This is a genomic window from Vibrio qingdaonensis (genome assembly GCF_026191675.1).
In the GTDB taxonomy this organism is placed as follows: domain Bacteria; phylum Pseudomonadota; class Gammaproteobacteria; order Enterobacterales; family Vibrionaceae; genus Vibrio; species Vibrio qingdaonensis.
The window spans coordinates 111,830-130,488 of sequence record NZ_JAKRRY010000008.1 but is presented as its reverse complement, the minus strand read 5'-3'; the positions used below and the strand labels follow the sequence as shown (position 1 = coordinate 130,488).

Below are 18,659 nucleotides of genomic sequence, written 5' to 3'. Positions count from 1 at the left end.
AAAAATCAAATAGGATTTACAATGAAAGACGCGGCAATGGCTCTATATAACAAAAAGAATGAATGGTTAGCAAGCCAAGTAGATGTCGAATTTCCCACATCAGAAAGCATTAAAGGGCGAGCTTTATACCTAGACGCCTTAACCAGCAGGGTTCTAGAGCCTCTATTGGTCGCAGAAAGTGCTTCCGCAACAATCGAGTGGCACCTTGTTGATTTTCATAGACTTACGATCGTGTTTTCACTTCTTCAGTCTAAGATGTGGGAAAACGAAGAGACCCAAAGTTACATTGTTGAGTTTTTGACACAAATCATTTTAGACCCGGATTACAGCTTGTATGTAGGGTTTAGTGAAGGAGAAGCGGTTTACGCGGCAATCATCTGCAGTGAGCAAGATGTTGTCGTCGTGTCTGATATTGTCGGCGCGAGCGCATCAATGAGTAATGATGACATCGCGTTGTCACTGATTCATGAGACTTTGAACATCAATCTTAGTGATAATTCAAACTTAGTCGACATATGGATTGAAAAACGGTGATCAGCACGAAACTTTCGTCTATTGCTTAGGGAAATGTTGCAAACCCTCGTTTAGATACCGTTTTGTATACTCATAGTCTATTAATATTTATAACGAATTAAGTAGGTATGGGTAGATAAAGAAGTATGTCAGTAGTGAAATGTGTTTTATTCGATTGCGATGGAACCCTAGTCGATAGTGAAATGCTTTGTTGTGAGGCGCTAGTTGCGACCTTTAAAGAGGTTGGAGTGTCGCTTTCATTAGAAGTGGCGGCGGAAAACTTTTCTGGAGGGAAAATAGCCGATGTGTTGATGTCAGCTAAGCGTCTCACTGAATCCAACGTCTCGTTGGATCTGCTTGAGCCGATTTACCGACGTCTGACTACGGAGCTATTTGAATCAAGACTTACGCCAATTAATGGTGTGGAACGTCTTTTAGATTATTTAGACGATGAGATGATTGAGTATTGCGTTGTCACCAACAGCCCAACAAAAAAAGCGTTGCATATGTTGTCTATTGTTGGACTTTCCGATCGTTTCAAGGGAAAAGTTATTTCAGCGTTTGATGCCAATAGTTGGAAGCCAGAACCTGATCTTTTACGGTATGCTGTGACAATCATGGGTTTTTTACCTAAGGAATGCGTGTACATTGATGACACTGAAAAAGGCGTCAATATGGGCATCGCGACAGGCGTTAAGACGGTACATTTCGCTAAAGTCTGTGTAGAAAGTCAACCCAATGTGACATGTCTATCCGCGATGACACAAGTTGTTGCGCATATTAGTGAACTCAATGGTTTAGTGAATAAGGCTGCAAGTGTGTGAGTTAGACTGTGTTTGAACCATGACTTTATTAATATACATCTCCGTCCAATCTTTGGAATATTCTTGCGTGTAGAATCCACAGCCTGCACAAAGGAAGGTTTCGCCATCTTCTGACAATAGATACTCATCTGAATCGCATTCTGGGCAGTCGTTACTAGTTTGTGTTTCGATAGCGTATTTCTTCATTGGAAGTACCTTGTGATTCATTCAATTGACGAGTCTGTCATCAAGGTAAGCATAATACGCATCACTAATTTTATGTTGAAAAATTAGCCTCTTGCATAACAACCTGCGAGCAATATCACCCAAATGTGCGAAAAGCTAGTGCTAGGGTAGTAGTTCTTGGATATTGAAAGTAATCAGATCTTGTCACTGAGCCCCGATTTTACAGTAGAAGAGAGTGTTTTTATCTTACCGTTACTTAATGCGCCATCACTACGTATTTTGATTTGATTGAGCAGATCTCTAGCTCTTTCCGTGGTTTTTATGAATACGTTTATTCAAATTTGTGAGTGGTTCTGGCATGAGGAGATAGTCGAGCCAATAGCAAAGACAGAAGGTGAATCCAGAGGCGTGTTTGAACAGAGGCGTTAAGATGGTGAAGAATGAATATTGATCGTTAAAGTGCATGTTTGACTGGTAACATGAAATAGCGTAATTGACCATTGATAGGCCTCTCACTATGGCAATAAATAATCGCTTAAAGTGACGCTGTCACATGTGTTAGGGTTGGGAATTTATAAAATTTTCAATAGGTTAAAACTTGTCCTGACCGAGTGTTCGGTCAAAAAAACATCGTTTTCCCGCTTCGTGCCCCTAATATATTCTGTCTCATCACTTCGTATTCAAGGGGCAGTGTGAAAATTATTTGAGAACAAAGAAGTTAATCACGAAAGTGTACAAATTCACTTGGTCAAATGACGTGGAGTTTGCTACGTTTAAATGACACAGTGATTGGAAAGGTAGAATTATATGAAAGTAAATGTTCAAACACATCATGTATCAATCAACGACGATTCTCGCAAAGAAATAGAAAGCAAATTTGAGAAGGTTTCCGCTCACTTTCCACAACTAATCAGCTGCGACATTATCATCACAAAGGAACATGGCCAGCATCAAGTGGAAGTCTTTACTAATTATGAAGGTGTTAGAGTTTCAGCAAAAGCGACTGACGATGTTATGTATCCAGCTATCGCCGGTGCAGTTAAGAAGTTAGAGACAGGACTACGTAACAGAAAAGGGCAGCTTAAATCAGGGCTTCATGAAAAGCCAACCAGTACAAAACCTGAAATTGCATCAGATATCATTCAAGAAATGAAACTCGTTTAATTTTTAAGCCGTAAATTTTCTAAGCCAGCACCTAGTGCTGGCTTTTTTCATATTGCACAAGTCAAAAGCAAGGAAGGAAGTGGGAGTGGGTAATACTGCCTCGTTGCATTGGTTCGACTACGCTTATTATTACACTGGTTGATTACATGAATTTACAACGTGGTTTTGTCGTTGAAATTAGCAGCAATCACACTATAAAAGTGAAGGTTACGTAGCATTTTCATACACGCTTGGTTACTGTGTTCACGCTGGTGACGGTATTCATGTTGGTGACTGTATTCACATTGACTACTTAGGTCATACAGCACACGTTTACGATATGGGCTTACGATATCGTGTGAAGCCAAATCAGCGTAGATGTAACGTATAAATATAAAAGGGTAGAGCATTGGCTAAGAAGTATTATGTGGTGTGGAAAGGAAGAGAAACAGGCATTTTCTCTACATGGGCAGATTGTAAGGCTCAAGTTGATAAGTTTACTGGTGCGAAGTTCAAATCGTTTCCGACGTTAGCAGAAGCAGAACAAGCATTTGGTTCTAACGGTGCAACAGGTAATAGTCCGGTAAAAACGCGCACTTCAGCCATGTCATTAGCGACAGGCGCTAAAAAAAATACGAAGGCCAAAGCTAAGCCGCTATCACAACAAGATATTGCTGCAATGCCATTGGACATTAAGATATTTACCGATGGCGCATGTGATCCCAATCCAGGTCAAGCAGGCACAGGGTTGGCGGTGTATCAAAACAACGCACTTGTCGAGTTGTGGTATGGGAAGTATCAAGCTAATGGTACCAATAATACTGCGGAGCTTAATGGCTTGCATCAATCAATGCATTTGGCAAAGACGCATTTATTGGCTGGGCGTAGCGTAGCGATTTATTGTGATTCGATGTATTCCATCCAATGCATGACCACTTGGGCGAAAGGATGGGAAGCGAAAGGCTGGAAAAAGTCGGGTGGAGAGATTAAAAACCTAGATTTGATTAAGCCAATGTTTGAACTTTACCAACAAATTTCGAACCAAGTCGCTATTCACCACGTTAACGGGCATGTGGGGATTGAAGGTAACGAGTTAGCGGACCGAATGTCTATCGTTGCGGTTGATACGAAACAAGAAACAATGGTGCAATACTCAGACCTTTCGGATCTTACGAAAATACTGGCGTTACGTGCAGGCTGAGTAACTCATTTATCTTAAGTGACTCAAATGAGAGTAGAAGAACGCCAGCGAGTATTTAGTATTAGTGACGTTTTGGTCCCGTACGTACCAGTTCTTTGCCTGTTTCGAAAATTTCATCGCTGATCCAGCGAGCGAGAAGGAGCTGTTGCTTGTCATTGAAGACCGCGACGAAGTGGCGACCATCAGAATTGTTTGTCGCCATTCCTACACCAGCAACGCCTTCTAACCCCAGACCGCCATTTTCAACTGAAAGTAAGAACTGCTCAAGGGATTCAAGGGTGTCGATAATATCGTTATCTGTTTTCATGGTTTTACCGCTGTATGTTGATTAATGTCACCAGTAGAGTCGGCACTTTACAGAACAAGCGAAAAGATGTGAATACTCCAGGCAATGAAAGCGGGTTCTTTTTCTATTTAGACCCCGCTAGTTACGCCGCGCTAGTTATGGTTGTGAACAGGCGCTCATACAATGAGCGCTATGAGTTCAATTCATCGACCAAAATAGCCAATGACGACTTTATCCTCGCCGAGGATTCTGGAAAATACAAACGCGTCATTATTAGCGATAACTTGGTGCGCACCTGCGCCAATAGCAGGATGACGGTCTCTAAATTGACCGACGGTTTTCCAATGTGCGAGTAACTGTTGCTTATTGGTATCGAGTGACCAAAGCATATCTGAACGAGTACCTTGATGGAAATCATCGGCGAAAGGTCCTATGTCTCTTGCGATTTCATCTCCGTAATAAACTTGTATTGCGCCCGGACTCAATAGTAGAGCGTTAGCCGCATTTTTTTGCATTTGATAGTTTTTAAATCGGCTAAAAAACAATTCGGTATCGTGAGATGACATGTAGCTGACGGGATTAAAGTCCGTAGAGTCGGCAATTGAATTGGAGTAGTGTTGATAAGTATCGGCCATTTGACTAAAACAAGCCGCGCCTTTATCGAGTTTTTTCTGCATATCAAAATTGATTAATGCGTCAAATCCATCGTCGAAATAGGGACTGCGATTTGCACTGTGTCCCCAAACCTCTCCCATCATCCAAAAAGGTTGACCAGAGATGTTATTAGACAAGCGCCATTGCTCTAGACTGTCTGCCGCTTCGGATTTAAGTCGTTTCCATACTTCCGGCTCTACGTGCTTGACGGTATCAACGCGATAGCCATCGATTCCAAAGCGCTTTACCCAGTCCGTTTGCCACTCAATGAGGTAGTCGGTGACGGTATAGTTGTCTCGTGGTGCAACACGTGTGCCAGGATTATTCATCAGCCATTGCGGCGGCTGAACATGTTTAGTCGACTCCGTTTTGAAATCGGGCAATCCCGCCAAAGATAGCGTAGTGTCACTTGAACCAGGTTGGTCATAACCGGGCAGTCCAGTTCGAACCCAATCCGCTCCCCACCAGTCTTTCCAATTTGATGATTGATAGTTGATGTTGCTGTGGAAGCTATGCCAATTTTCGCCCGCCTCGGGTGCCCAGTCCGCCCATTGAGTCGGCAGGCTTTCTGGCGCGGGAATAACATCGAGCGCATCAAATTGTGCATCCGCTAACGTCGCATAACCGGGATGATTAATGACGGCATCCAATAGAACTTTGATTCCTCGTTTATGGGCCTCTGATACTAGACGTTTCAGGTCTTCCTCGTTACCGAAGCTTTCGTCAACTTTGGTAAAATCTCGTGCCCAATAGCCATGATAAGCATAAAATGGGAAAGATCCGCTATCACCACCACCAACAAAACCGTGCACTTGCTCAACAATTGGCGATAACCAAATCACATTGGTTCCTAGGCTCTTAATGTAGTCGAGCTTTTCTGTGACGCCATTTAAGTCACCACCGTGAAAAGTACCAATTTCTTGCTTGTTATCTTTATGCCGAGAGTAAGGCTGTGTTTTTGAACGCTTAGAATTATTGAAACGATCGACCATGACAAAATAGATGTTAGCATTACGGTAGTTAAGCGTTTTATGTGATGATGTATTAGATGTTTTTGTCTCGTTGACTACTGGCTCTAGTAGTATTAGACCGCCATTTCTTTGAGAGGGTGTGACGGTAACCTTGCCATTATTGACGCGTATTTCCTCACCGGAAAATGCTTCCCGAAGCAATGTGCCATCGGCAAAGGCAGAAGCGACATTGAGGTCTTTGGGTCCCTCACTAAACGCTTCGCACTGTACTTTAGGTAGTGGGCGTTTAAACGCGGTCTGGGTGACTTTTTTAGGCTGTCGCTTAAACACTAAGGTTTGGTTATCTTCGTGATAGGAGAACGAATAATCCCCTGTGAACCTGATGGTCAGAGGCAATTGAGTGGTTTCCCCACACAGCAGAGGGATTGGTGTATTAAATTTGATTTTGCTGGGAAGCTGATTATCACATCGCCCTTCAATGCCAGAAATAGACAGTTGATATTTGTCTTTGGTGAGTGGAATCACCACCGCATTGTCATTCTCGAGCGGGTAATCGCGACTGGTTGTGGTCGTAGATATCGTGAGATAAGGCGTTGCAAAAAGGGCAGACGACGCGAAGATAGATGGCGTTGCAATGAGCAAAGCGGTGAACAGAGTCTTATGTTTCATGGTCATTCCGTTGTTATTATTGTCCATCCTAACTGTACTTATTTCATATCTGACTCACATCATTCTTGCGCTCTACGCCTCAAAGTTTGTTGTTGTTCACATTATGAGCGCGTAGGGCGTAGACCCTCGATTAATTCGACGTTAAACATGGCGCATTTAATGGCGTTAAACGGTAGCTTCCGGCAGCAATAGGGTAAACGTCATGCCGTGTTGCGCATTATTATGAGCGCTGATGGTCCCATTCATATCTCGCATATTGTTAGCGGTGATTGATAGCCCTAACCCAAGTCCGTCACCTATCTTCTTGCTGGTGTGAAAAGGCTCGAAAATAGCGTCTATTGAAGAAGGCTGTACGCCGCATCCATTGTCCATTATTCGTATTTCTATCATGGTGTTCACCTTGCTAATCGCGATGGTGAGCACAGGATCCTTAGTATCGCTGAGCGCATCGATGGCATTTGAAATCAGGTTACCTAGCACTTGTCTAAGACGTTGTTCTTCACCTGTAATGGTTGGCATTACTTCCGGCGCTCGAACCCGTATGTCAATCGAGGATAATCTTGACTGGTAAATACGCAGTGTCTCTTCGAGTGCTTCAGTTAATGAAACAGGGTTGAGTAACTCGGGTTTACTATAAGCAAAGCTTTTTAGCTGGCGAGTCATATTTGCCATACGATCGATGAGCGTTTGAATTAACGTGTGGTTAGCGCGCATCATTTCATATTCATTACGCTCCATTAAAAGCTCATTGGTAGTAAGCAACGTACGAAGCCCAGTGAGGGGTTGATTTAATTCATGAGTGATTGCGCTCGACATTCGTCCCAATGCTGCCATTTTACTTGCTTGAACGAGCTCGTGCTGCGCTTGTTGTAAGGCTTGGGTACGTTCTTCAACACGTTTCTCAAGCGCTTGGTTCGCTTGCTGTAGCGCGTGCTCGGCCGTTTTTCGTTTACTGATATCAATGACAGTGGCAAGGAAAAAGGGCTGACCATGCCATGGAAATAGGGTTAATGAAAAAAGCACAGGGAAAAGACTGCCATCGCTTCGCTTTGCCATGGTGTCCACCGCGCTTAGTTCGGTATGCTCTTTATGAATCGCTAGGTTCTTTAGTAATTTGAGCGTAGTAGAGTTTGGGTTACCGGCATCAAATAATTCCCATGCAGGTATCGCTTTGCTATGTCTATCGGGAAGACAGAATTGGCGTTTTGCCATAGGGTTTACATCGAATAAAAAACCGCGATCATCAATCACCATTAAGCCAACATGTGTTTTATTTATCATTTGGGTAAGGCGTTGTTGTGACTCCTCCAAAATCGATTGAATCTGCTGTTTACTTTGTTGCTTTTGATGGCGTTGAAAGAAGATGATCATCAGTAGAGTGGCGAATAACAGTAAAGTGACGGTGCTCCAACCGACAACATTAATCGTCTGTAGCATTGGTTTCATTGGCGTTAGGTAACTAATTTTCCAATTTAAGTCGTCAAGTTTAACAGTGTGGGCTAGGTAACTATCGGCGGAAATATTCTCTGAGTCAGTGAGTTGCCAGGTTTTAATACGCGTGTTGTCATACAGCAACTCGGTATTTTGCATAATGTGATGGGATGAGTCGTTTAGCCAATCCGCACTGTATTGACTGCTACTAGACAAAAAAAACCGATCCTGCTGGTTCTGTAAGGTGATGACGTCACGGCTGGTAATGATTTGTTCGGTTAACAGACTGAGATCAATTTGCACTACCGCTATGCCCTCTATGTCTAAGCCAATAAAAATCGGGGCAGTCAAATAGTAAAACGGCGTCGAACCTTTGGTTTTACTCACCAGCGATACACCTTCGCCTTGAGAGTGAATCTGTTGCGCGATGGCTTGCCTATCTGATCGGCTGAATCGTTCTCCAACTAAACTCGAGGCAAGCGCTTCACCTGTGGCCGACAGAATCAGCCAACCTTCAGTATTTGCGGCTTTATCAAGTTGGAATAGTTCGTCTTCAACACTTTGTTTTAGATCTAAATCGCCAGCCACTAATGCGATGGTTCTAGGGTTATTAGTGACTAGGTAAGGAAGGTGATAAAAGCGTTTCAATGTCCGCCTTACTTCACCGATATATTCAAGCAAACGTTCTTGGACAAGAGTCTGGGTTTGATTGCTAAGCCATTGCCGTGATACTTCTCGGCTCGTTGCATAGAACACACCGATCAACATGACGACAACGATAATAATTATCCACTTATATCTCATCATGTATCCTGTAATAGACTGATTTTGTTTTATTTAAAGACTGCGCTGTTTCTGATTGATGTAAAAGAGTTGTGATCAAAAAGTGCGACTTAGCTCCTTTTATCCTATTGAAAATTTACCTAACGTAGGTAAAGAATATTTATTTAGGTGATGGGTTATGGTTTTCGTCGATGCAGCGCGAGTAGCACTAATTGAAGATGACGACATTGTTCGACAAGCAACAAGCCAGTGGTTACAACTCGCAGGTTTCGAAGTGGAAGCATTTAGCACTGGGGGCGCGGGTAAGTCTGCGATTCTGAATGGCGACTACGATGCGATAGTCAGTGATGTCCGATTACCCGATATAGACGGGTTGACCATACTCGCCGACCTAACGGCAAACAATATTCACACCCCAATGATCTTAATTACCGGGCACGGCGATGTCGACATGGCGGTAAGTGCCTTGCAACAAGGTGTGTTTGATTTTATTGAAAAACCCTTTCAGCCAGAAAGGTTGTCACAACGCGTTAATGAGGCGGTGATTTCTTATCGAGCACAAGCGTCAGCTCAACATCGACAAGAATACTTGGCCAGTGTTAACGGACTTGAGCAAGTGTTAATAGGGCAAAGTACGGCAATGGTGCAACTGAGAGATCAGGTGGTCAAGCTGGCTCGCATTGACACTCATGTCATTATTTATGGTGAAACGGGATGCGGTAAGGAGTTGGTTGCCACGAGTTTGCATAATGAGAGTCCGCGCGGTAAACGTGAATTTGTACCAATAAATTGTGGCGCGGTACCTGAGAATCTATTTGAAAGTGAGTTGTTCGGCCATGAAGCTGGCGCGTTTACGGGGGCGAGTAAAAGACGAATTGGTAAGCTTGAATATGCTGATAAAGGGACGTTGTTTTTTGATGAAATAGAGAGTATGCCACTCGCCATGCAAGTGAAAGTTCTGCGATGCATACAGGAAAATACCGTTGAGCGGGTAGGAGGGAATCAAACGATCAGTACGGATCTACGAGTGATTGCCGCGGCAAAAGAGGACTTGAGTGACAATAGCGAATTTCGACAAGATTTATATTATCGCCTCAATGTCGCTCAAATTCACATTCCTCCTCTGCGAGAGCGGGAAGATGATGCCCTAATCTTGTTTGAACACTTTATTCGCCATACTCGCGAAGACGCAAGCACATTAAGCGATGCAGATCGACAGGCAATATTGAGTTATTCATGGCCTGGTAATGTCCGTGAATTGAGGAACGCCGCAATGCGCTTTGCCCTTGATGATAGCGTGTCTGTCATGGAAATTCTGACGATGCGACCTAGCTCTACGACCGAAATGACACAAAGCGGTGTACCACTCGCGATTCAATTGCATAACTTCGAAAGAAAGGTGTTGAGTGAGGCGTTGTCTCGCCATCATGGTTGTATCACGGATGTCATGCTTGAATTAGATATTCCAAGGCGAACGCTTAATCAAAAAATGCAAAAGCTGGGTCTGAATCGAGGGGATTATACCTAGCGCAACTAAGCGACATAGTAACTAAGCGACATAGTAACTAAGCAACATAGGAACAAGCGACATAGTAACAAGCGACAGAGTAACGAAGCAACGAGATTTGTATCGATAAAGTTGGCGAATTGATTGTTTTTATTCTTGAGCAGAAAGCAGAAAGCAGAAAGCAGAAAGCAGAAAGCAGAAAGCAGAAAGCAGAAAGTAGAAAGCAGAGCTAGTTGCAAACTCATGTCGTGAAGTGATCTAGAGAGGCGAGTCTATGACGTAATGTTATCGGCAAAAACTTGCTTAGTGGGATTACGTCTAAAACATCCTCGAAGTCACAAACGTTTAACATGTCGACGTTGTCGCACGACTTTCTCGGTGTTTGGATAAGCAAAAACTTGCTCATGTGTCGTGGCTCATTTGAGCAATAATTTGCTCATTTTATCATTGTTTTCCAGTAATGTTGTTATGTATCAATTGGTTATATTTTGGCATCGCATTTGCTATAGAAGATTGATTGATAACAAGTACGTAACGCCAAATAACATGGAGTGTAACAATGAACAAAAATAGAGTAGCTAAAGCGTTAGTCATCGCCCTGACTTCTTTTGGACTGGTCACGAATGCCGCTATCGCACAAGAGCGAAGCTATATTTTGTCAACGGCGTCTACGGGGGGAACGTATTACCCCGTAGGTGTGGCGCTGGCCACGTTGAGCAAGGTCAAGCTAGCACCCAAATACCATTTTTCTCTATCGGCGATTAGTTCTGCGGGATCAGGCGAAAACGTCAAGCTTTTGAATGAAAATGAAGCTCAGTTTGCCATATTGCAAGGTCTATACGGCGCGTGGGCGTGGTCTGGTGAAGGTCCATATGCAAAGAGTGGTCGTCAAGAGCAGTTACGCTCAGTGTCTATGCTGTGGCAAAACGTCGAGCACTTTATCGTTCGTACTGAGCTAGCGGAAACCGGTACCGTGTCTGACTTAAATAATCTGGTTGATAAGAAGTTCTCTATTGGTAAAAAGAATTCAGGAACTGAAAACTCGGGTCGACAAATTATGAAAGGGTTAAAGGTGGATCCTGACTCATTTAATCTTGCGTTTATGGGCTACGGCGGTAGCGCGAGTGCTCTACAAAATGGCACGATTGACGGGATGAACACACCAGCAGGGGTGCCGGTGGGCGCGGTCACTCAAGCATTTGCTGCCCTTGGTAATGATATTTCTATTTTGTCTTTTACCGATGAACAAATTAAAGAGGCAAATGGGGGGTTCAACCTTTGGACTAAATACGATATTCCAGCCAATACCTATCCCGGTTTAGACAAACCAATTACGACGATCGCTCAGCCTAACTTTTTGGCAGTAAGAGACGACATTTCTGATGATGATGTTTATGAGCTAACCAAAGCTATCTATGAAAATTTGGCATTTTTGCAAGGTATTCATAAAGCGACAAAAGCCATGGCGCTTGAAAAAGCCATTGCTGGTTTACCGGTTCCACTTCACCCAGGCGCCGCTCGTTACTATAAAGAGGTGGGTTTAGAAATCCCATCTCACCTGATTGCTAAATAGTAAGTTAACAGCGTGCAAAATGCGCTGTTAGTTGGACGGAGCAATCATCGGCTACAGGCGTTTGGCCAGTAGTGCAGTTTCTTACCAGCTAATGGCGCGACAATGCCTTCGCGTTCGATGGAGGCATTCCTTAAATACGTCACTTTAAATATGTGGATAGTTAGGAACAGAAGCCAATAGGCTGGAGTATGTCATGAGCGACACCGTTCAAAAGGAATTGCAAAAATTTGAGTTGCCGACCCGCAGTGATTTTCCGTGGGTAACGACCACGATCACGGTGTTTGGTGTCGTGCTGTCTTTGCTTCATATTTGGTTTAATACGCTATCAACGTTACCGGAGCTTTGGATTTCTGCCACGCACTTCGCTGGGTTCGCTGTGATATGCAGCCTTTGGTATCCTGCTCATGTATCACTGAAGTCCAGTAAAGCAGCGCTTGTGGTTGATGTCTTTATCGCGCTGGCTGCCATTGCATGTTTGTTGTATATCCCTTATGCCGAAGATGCACTTTACGAGCGTGGCGTTAAATTTGTCACCAGCGATTGGGTATTTGCCATTCTAGCGATTGTTATCGTAATTGAACTGATACGTCGGACGATGGGATGGTTTATTCCCATTCTCATTGTCGTTTGTCTAAGTTACGTTGTGCTGTGGGGGCAATGGGCAAGCGGTATTTTTCATTTCCCCGGCTTGAGTATGGAAACCTTGTTATATCGGAGTTTCTATTCGTCTGAAGGAATGTTTGGCGCAATCTCGCGTATTAGCTGGACGTTCGTATTCATGTTTATTTTATTTGGGGCGTTTTTAGTTCGTTCTGGTGTGGGTGACTACATTATCAACGTCGCTCGTGCCGCCGCCGGAAAAATCATAGGTGGGCCTGGGTTTATAGCGGTGATTGGCTCAGGACTAATGGGTTCGGTTTCAGGGTCAAGTGTCGCTAACACGGTGTCGACGGGGGTAATTAGTATCCCGTTAATGCAAAAAGCGGGGTTTCCATCTCGATTTGCGGCGGGAGTAGAGGCCGCCGCATCGACTGGCGGACAACTGATGCCACCGGTCATGGGGGCGGGTGCGTTTATCATGGCGTCTTATACTCAAATCCCTTACGTCGATATTATCGCCGTCTCTTTTGTTCCGGCGTTGATCTACTTTTTATCCGTTGCGTTCTTTGTTCGGATAGAAGCCAAACGTAGTGGCGTTCAAAAGATTACCACGAGCGAAGTGCCTTTATGGAAAGTGTTGATATCAGGCTGGCACAATCTGATTCCACTCGCCGTTCTGGTGACATTGCTGGTGCAAGGTTTTACACCAACCTATGCTGCGGGCATCTCAATTCTTTCCGTAGTCGTAGCGTCGTGGTTTTCTAAAGATCATAAAATGGGGCCGAAAGCGATCGTCGAAGCGCTGTCACAAGGCGCTAAGAATATGGCGACCACGGCGATATTGCTGGTGGGTATTGGACTGGTAATCAATGTGATCAGTACCACTGGTATCGGCAATACTTTTTCTTTGATGATAGACGGTTGGGCCAGTGGTAATTTGTTGGTCATGCTGGTCTTGATAGCACTCGCATCTTTAGTGCTTGGCATGGGGCTTCCCGTGACGGCAGCGTATATTGTGCTTGGTACCTTGTCTGCACCCGCGTTATATAAACTGATTGCAGAAAATCAATTGTTTGAACTGATGGTGTCGGGACAATTGCCCGAGCAAGCGAAGGCCATATTTATGTTGGCGGCGCCAGAGCGTTTACATTTACTCAATGCGCCGATGCCATTGGAAACGGCGAAAGAGTTGGTTGCGTTAGTTCCCGCAGATTTTGTGGAAACCTTATTAGAGCAAAGTATTGGAATGGAAGCGGTTGGGTTAGCATTACTTGCGGCGCATTTGATCATATTCTGGCTTTCTCAAGATAGCAATGTGACCCCGCCAGTGTGTTTGACCGCTTTTGCGGCTGCGACAATCGCAAAAACGCCCCCGATGCGAACGGGCTTAACCGCATGGAAAATTGCTAAAGGTTTATATCTCGTTCCTTTACTTATCGCGTACACAGGTTTGGTTAGCTGGGATGTGATGTCGGTAGTGAGTGTTGGGTTCTTCGCCATCATAGGGACTTATGCGTTAATCGGTGCAATTGAAGGCTACCTCGAAGGCCCGTTAACGGTACTACTGAGAGTCGTACTTGTAGTGGTAGGTGTTTGCTTAGTTTGGCATGATCTTCCTATCCTCGTTCGTGTGATTGCATGCGGTGTATTTGCCTTGATTTTTATACACAGTAATCGCGTATTTAAAGCGGAGAAACGTAAAGCTCAAAGCCTTAAGTTTCCAGACACAAAAGCTCAAAACAGTAAAGCGCAACAAACGAAATCGGTATCAGCATCTTAAGGGGTAACATGGACACGGAATATGACTATGTGGTAGTGGGAGGTGGCATTGTTGGTGTGTCGACCGCTTGGCAGCTGCAGCAGCGATACCCTGAGAGTAAAATATTATTGTTAGAAAAAGAGACGGGGGTTGCTCAGCATCAAACGGGTCATAATAGTGGTGTGATTCATGCCGGCGTTTATTATGCACCGGGCAGTATGAAAGCCGATTTTTGTAAGCGCGGTGTCGAGCGAACGTTGGCATTTTGTCGTGCTCACGAGATACCAGTGGAAAATTGCGGTAAGTTGCTGGTTGCGACGAATGCCGTCGAGCAACAACGTATGATGGCGTTATATGAACGATGTCAGGTGAATGGTATCGAGGTCACCTTGCTAGACCAAGCGCAACTCAAGTTAGCTGAACCCAATATTATCGGACTAGGTGCAATTTACGTTGCCAGTACCAGTATTGTTGACTATCGCCTGGTGACAGAGCACATGGCGTTGGAATTTGAGGCCAACGGCGGCATCATTCAACTTGAAACCAAGGTGACGGCGCTAATAGAGCACGACGACCAAATCATAATCGGCTGCGTTAAACACGATAAGGAAAAGGTTAAGGAATTGACGATTACTAGCCAGTTTTTGATCACTTGTAGTGGGTTGATGGCGGATAGAATGACGCAGTTGCTTGGAATCAAAACTGACTTTCAAATTATCCCTTATCGTGGTGAATACTATCGGTTAGATAGCCGTCATAATAGGGTGGTGAATCATCTTATTTATCCTATTCCAGACCCAGACTTACCGTTTTTGGGTGTGCACTTAACGCGAATGATTGATGGCTCTGTGACCGTAGGGCCAAATGCTGTACAAGGTTGGAAGCGCGAGGGTTACGGGGCGATTAACGTGAGTGTTCAGGACACTTGGCAAATGTTGACATTTTCAGGCTTTTGGAACGTGACCCGAAAGCACATCAAAACAGGACTGACCGAACTCAAGAACTCGTGGTGGAAAGCGGGGTACTTGAAAGCGGTGAATAAATATTGCCCGAGCATTACCGTCGATGACCTTAAACCTTATCCAGCAGGTATTCGTGCCCAAGCGGTCTTATCTGACGGTACGCTAGTCCATGACTTTTTGTTTGCGGAAAGTGCGAGGAGCTTGCATGTTTGTAACGCACCATCCCCAGCCGCGACATCCGCTATTCCAATAGGAGAGTATATCTGTGACAAGGTCACAAATAAGCGTAATGATAGCGAGCTTTGAGACATGACTGTTATTCTGTCTGACATAAGCCATAAAGAATGAAGTGACATGTGAGCGGCTTGAGGTTTTGTGACCACAAGCCCTTTATGACTCTATACCCTCACTGTATCTATATCCTCGCTGTACCTAACTCCTTGTCGTACCTATCTTCCTTGCCGTACCTAACGCCTTACAGTAACCATCCAGTCACGGTAGCGATTGGTATGAATTTTATCAGTTCGAGTGTTATTTGTGTTAAGTCTGAGGCTTAGCAGCAGCCACAGCTTGATAGCGACCAGGTTTGTGGTTCATGGCAAGAATAAGGTTTGTGGTAATTGCTCCCAAGATAGACAGTGCAATTAGTGACACGTCAACGATGAGGAAAGACAGAATCACGATGGAGCAATCGAGCGCCATTTGAACTTTACCTGCACGAATACCAAAGCGCTCTTGTAGAAACAATGCAAGAATATTGAATCCACCTAAGCTCATTTTGTGTCTGAAGATCACGAGCATGCCAATACCAATCAAACCACCACCGATAATGGCGGCATACAGAGGCTCAATATGACTGATTTGAATAACATGATGTAGATGGTCAACCGCAAATGAAACGATACTAACGGCGATAAACGTGTTAATGGTAAATGGCCAGCCCATTCGAGTTGCGGAGAGTAGGTAAAAAGGCAGGTTTAGTGCGAAAAATACCTGTCCAAACGTAAATGCTGATACTTTAGTAATGAAAATAGCCAGACCCGCAGTCCCACCGGTGAGTAATCCAACGTGATTGAAAAAAATGACACCAAGTGAAACCAATGCACTACCGAGTAATAACGCTAGTAGGTTTTCTCTTAAGCTATGATCCTTGTCCATGTTAATGCATTCCTTTGTTGATTTGAGCTTATGTTAGCTTTTTGTGCGTTGGTTTGGCTGCAATAAGTAGCCAGTATATTGCGTGTCCAGCATGCTCCGATTGGTGGTTTCCTTGCCACTAGCACGGATATTATGTTTCCACGAAGATTGGGATAGTAGCCTTGCGTAGTAGATTTCGTCGAGGTTTTGCCGATAATTAGCATTGTGAGAAGTGTTGCGAAACCTTTACAGGTAAGTGATAGGAAGAACCAGGCTTTTAATCTATTGCGGTATAGATTGAATAAACGCGCAGTAGTAGCCACACTGTTTTAAAGTTGAATAAAAGGAACGGGATGAATTTTTTAGCGCACCTTCACATTGCCGATCACTGTCATAGTAGTTTGCTAGGAAACTTGTTAGGTGATTTCGTTAAAGGCGATCCAGCAAAAATCTATGGCGTGGAGTTAGCTCGTGGTATCCAACTACATCGCAGCGTGGACTCGTACACGGATAGTCATGACATTATTAAACAATGCAAAGCGCTATTTGCGCCAGAGAAGCGCCGCTTTGCCCCTATAGCGTTGGATATGTTTTGGGATCATTGTTTAGCGAAACACTGGCAGCATTATCATGCGTTGCCTTTACGGCATTTTGTTGATAATGCACATCGCGACGTTACCACACCGCAAGTCGTGGATGCTGCGCCATTGCCAGAACGCTTTCTACGCATGAGTGAATTTATGTGGCGTGATAGGTGGTTAGAGTCGTATCAAGAGCTGGGCAATATCCAGTACGCCTTGGAAAGAATGTCGCAACGCAGCCTAAGGATGGAACCTCTAGCCGAATGTGGCGTTGACTTAGAGCAGAACTACCAACGATTCTCGAGCTTGTTCACTGAACTCTATCCGCAAGTTCTTCTTCATGCGCGATATTTCTCACAAAACCAAGCTTAATGTCATAATTGAAAGTCATTGACGACGCTCTATAGCTCATGGTTTTTTATTGGTAAGACCTGTTGATATTCGGTTTTAACCATTAGTGCTGGATGGTTTTTTGTTTAATTATCATCCGATTTTGTCATGAAAAAGCCTGCCCAATCTGTTTTAGGTATGAGTTTGGGTTGGTTGTATTTGCTGTGTGAATGGTTGTGTGGTGAATGCAGCCTACAAGCATTGTTTGCATTTGCATTAACAATCAAAATGTTGTGATATGATGGAAAAATTGCTTAATGATTCAATATAGATAGGTACAGAATGACAGCTTATTATGCCGAAATCACTGGTTGGGGTAAGTGCCTTCCACCAGCAACATTGACTAACCATGACCTAAGTACGGTAATGGAAACTTCTGATGAGTGGATTCGTTCTAGGACTGGGATAGAAACTCGCCGTATTAGCCACGTTAACACTTCAGATATGGCGACGGTTGCGGCGCAACATGCAATGGCATGCGCTGGTATTACGGCAGAAGACGTTGATCTGATTATTGTTGCTACTTGTTCACCAGACTCATTGATTCCAAATACCGCTTCTCGTGTACAACAGAATTTGGGCGTTCCAGCGGCGGCGGCGTTTGATCTAAACGCGGCATGTACGGGTTTTGTCTACGGCTTAGAAACCGCGACTAAATTGATTCAGTCGGGTAACTACCGCAATGCGATTGTTATTGGCGCTGAGCGTTTGTCTTTCTTCCTTGATTGGAGTGAAAGAGATACGGCGGTATTGTTTGGCGATGGCGCAGGGGCAGCGGTATTAAGCCGCACAGAAAGCAAAGTGGGCTTGCAAGACGCTCAGATTGGCTGTGACGCGAAAGGGCGAGACATTCTAGCGGTGCCAAAATTTGGTACGTCAATGGATCGTTTCGCGGCGGATAACGGTTACTTTGAATTTGAATTCATTGGTAAAGAGATCTTTAAGCGTGCAGTAAAAGGTATGGGCGCTGCTGCGAATACCGTGTTGTCTCGCTCAAACTTGACCAAAGAAGACATTGATGTGGTGATCCCTCATCAAGCAAACATTCGTATTATTCAAACCTTGTGCGACCTGTCGGGCATTGAACGTGAAAAAGCGTTTGTGAACATTCAGAAGTATGGCAACACGTCAGCGGCGACAGTACCTATCGCGTTGTGTGAGGCGGTAGAGCAAGGGAAGATAAAACCCAATGATAACCTTCTTTTAGCGGCATTTGGTGCTGGACTGACTTGGGGAGCAGGGTACATAAAATGGGGTGAGCGTGTTACACCGATTAACAGTAGTGATGCGCAGCTACCAGCGTGTGAAAAATCTGCATTGGAACTGATGGCTACCGCCATTGAACATTGCCAGAACAAGCCTGCAAAATAATTAGCACTGTGCTCAATACACAAAAAAGGAAGCCTAGGCTTCCTTTTGTTTTTTGGGTTATTGAGTTGTTGTAATTAGTCGATATCTATAACGGGTCATTTTGTATCATGAGCCGTGATAAGCCAACGTATCACGGTAT

Annotated in this window: 15 protein-coding genes; 10 read left to right on the top strand and 5 right to left on the bottom strand. The window is 44.3% G+C overall.

Annotation, left to right across the window (positions count from 1 at the left end):
* Positions 1-21 precede the first annotated feature (21 nt).
* Both MD535_RS08545 and MD535_RS08540 read left to right on the top strand, forming a co-directional pair.
* Positions 22-534, top strand: a complete 513-nt coding sequence (locus MD535_RS08545; protein ID WP_265674447.1) for a hypothetical protein — start codon at positions 22-24, stop codon at positions 532-534.
* Positions 535-659: 125 nt separating this feature from the next.
* On the top strand, positions 660-1,337 hold the full coding sequence (locus tag MD535_RS08540) for an HAD-IA family hydrolase (RefSeq protein WP_265674446.1): 678 nt from the start codon (positions 660-662) through the stop codon (positions 1,335-1,337).
* Here MD535_RS08540 and MD535_RS08535 read toward each other — a convergent pair.
* On the bottom strand, positions 1,311-1,523 hold the full coding sequence (locus MD535_RS08535; protein WP_265674445.1) for a hypothetical protein: 213 nt from the start codon (positions 1,521-1,523) through the stop codon (positions 1,311-1,313). The two genes, MD535_RS08540 and MD535_RS08535, sit on opposite strands and share 27 nt — an antisense overlap.
* Positions 1,524-2,309: 786 nt before the next feature.
* Here MD535_RS08535 and hpf point away from each other — a divergent pair.
* Positions 2,310-2,666, top strand: coding sequence for a ribosome hibernation-promoting factor, HPF/YfiA family (gene hpf, locus MD535_RS08530; RefSeq protein WP_265674444.1), 357 nt, complete (start codon positions 2,310-2,312; stop codon positions 2,664-2,666).
* Between the two features lie 388 nt (positions 2,667-3,054).
* Positions 3,055-3,846, top strand: a complete 792-nt coding sequence (locus tag MD535_RS08525; protein ID WP_265674443.1) for a ribonuclease H family protein — start codon at positions 3,055-3,057, stop codon at positions 3,844-3,846.
* 61 nt (positions 3,847-3,907) lie between these two features.
* Here the strand turns inward: MD535_RS08525 and MD535_RS08520 are convergent, their stop codons facing one another.
* The 3 genes from MD535_RS08520 to MD535_RS08510 form a co-directional block, all read right to left on the bottom strand.
* Complete coding sequence (locus MD535_RS08520; RefSeq protein WP_265674442.1) at positions 3,908-4,153, bottom strand: hypothetical protein; 246 nt, start codon at positions 4,151-4,153, stop codon at positions 3,908-3,910.
* Positions 4,154-4,335: 182 nt separating this feature from the next.
* Positions 4,336-6,426, bottom strand: a complete 2,091-nt coding sequence (locus MD535_RS08515; protein WP_265674441.1) for an alpha-amylase — start codon at positions 6,424-6,426, stop codon at positions 4,336-4,338.
* 165 nt (positions 6,427-6,591) lie between these two features.
* Complete coding sequence (locus tag MD535_RS08510) at positions 6,592-8,661, bottom strand: sensor histidine kinase (protein ID WP_265674474.1); 2,070 nt, start codon at positions 8,659-8,661, stop codon at positions 6,592-6,594.
* 157 nt (positions 8,662-8,818) lie between these two features.
* Between MD535_RS08510 and MD535_RS08505 the strand changes: the two genes are divergently transcribed.
* From MD535_RS08505 to lhgO, 4 genes are all read left to right on the top strand, one after another.
* Positions 8,819-10,168: a sigma-54-dependent transcriptional regulator gene (locus MD535_RS08505; RefSeq protein WP_265674440.1), complete on the top strand. Its 1,350-nt coding sequence runs from the start codon at positions 8,819-8,821 to the stop codon at positions 10,166-10,168.
* A gap of 538 nt (positions 10,169-10,706) precedes the next feature.
* Complete coding sequence (locus MD535_RS08500; RefSeq protein WP_250618594.1) at positions 10,707-11,720, top strand: TAXI family TRAP transporter solute-binding subunit; 1,014 nt, start codon at positions 10,707-10,709, stop codon at positions 11,718-11,720.
* A 193-nt stretch (positions 11,721-11,913) separates the two neighbouring features.
* Positions 11,914-14,100 (top strand): TRAP transporter permease, encoded by a 2,187-nt coding sequence (locus MD535_RS08495; RefSeq protein WP_265674439.1) that lies wholly within the window; start codon positions 11,914-11,916, stop codon positions 14,098-14,100.
* Between the two features lie 8 nt (positions 14,101-14,108).
* Positions 14,109-15,347, top strand: coding sequence for an L-2-hydroxyglutarate oxidase (gene lhgO, locus MD535_RS08490; RefSeq protein ID WP_265674438.1), 1,239 nt, complete (start codon positions 14,109-14,111; stop codon positions 15,345-15,347).
* A gap of 234 nt (positions 15,348-15,581) precedes the next feature.
* Here the strand turns inward: lhgO and MD535_RS08485 are convergent, their stop codons facing one another.
* The gene (locus MD535_RS08485) at positions 15,582-16,199 is read right to left on the bottom strand and encodes a YitT family protein (protein WP_265674437.1); all 618 of its coding nucleotides are present in this window, start codon (positions 16,197-16,199) and stop codon (positions 15,582-15,584) included.
* 332 nt (positions 16,200-16,531) lie between these two features.
* Between MD535_RS08485 and MD535_RS08480 the strand changes: the two genes are divergently transcribed.
* Positions 16,532-17,131, top strand: coding sequence for an acyl carrier protein phosphodiesterase (locus tag MD535_RS08480; RefSeq protein WP_265674436.1), 600 nt, complete (start codon positions 16,532-16,534; stop codon positions 17,129-17,131).
* Positions 17,132-17,431: 300 nt separating this feature from the next.
* Entirely contained in the window at positions 17,432-18,520 is a 1,089-nt protein-coding gene (locus MD535_RS08475) for a ketoacyl-ACP synthase III (protein ID WP_265674435.1), read from the top strand.
* The last annotated feature ends 139 nt before the right edge of the window (positions 18,521-18,659 follow it).